The organism is Massilia frigida (assembly GCF_011682175.1).
GTDB lineage: Bacteria > Pseudomonadota > Gammaproteobacteria > Burkholderiales > Burkholderiaceae_D > Telluria_A > Telluria_A frigida.
Map to the genome: position 1 here is coordinate 1 of NZ_WHJG01000162.1, position 648 is coordinate 648.

General features: G+C 50.8%; 1 protein-coding gene. It reads left to right on the forward strand.

Going from position 1 to position 648, the window contains the following annotated elements; translation table 11 throughout:
• Nucleotides 1–256: 256 nt before the first annotated feature.
• A partial coding sequence (locus F2P44_RS34495; RefSeq protein ID WP_223165161.1) for a TorF family putative porin occupies nucleotides 257–648 on the forward strand: 392 nt, incomplete at its 3' end.

The window sequence follows — 648 nt, forward strand, 5'->3', positions numbered from 1 at the left end:
GGGGGTGTAAGCCGGAACCGCCGAAATTTCCGTCCCGCCCAAGAACGGGCCACAGGAGCCACAGGACTTGCCGAATAGGGCGCGACCAGCCGATTCTCGGCAAGGAATTACGGGAACTGAAGCACTATTATGATCAATGTCGGCCTGCATTTGTAGTAGCATAGTAGCGCAACATATCCATCAAGTTGGCCATTGAATCAAGCGGCACCCGATAGCCACCACAAATTTCAACCGTCAATATAGAAGGAATATCGTCATGAGACAATTGATTTCGATTACGGCCATCACTACAATGTTTGCCGGAAACATCGCTCACGCAGAAGACAAGAAGCCTGACAATGACATCAGCTTCAATGCCGCTGTAGTGTCCGATTACCGCTATCGCGGAATTTCGCAAACACGGTTAAAACCGGCCCTGCAAGGTGGTGCTGACTATACGAACAATCCAACAGGATTTTATGCCGGCACGTGGCTGTCGACCATTAAATGGACCAAGGATGCTGGCGGCGACGGTAGTGTTGAATGGGATATCTACGGCGGCAAGCGGGGCGAAATCGTTAAAGATGTTTCGTATGACCTCGGCGTTCTGAGCTATGTCTATCCGTCCAATGCATTGCCGGTGAGCGCCAATACCACTGAAATCTATGG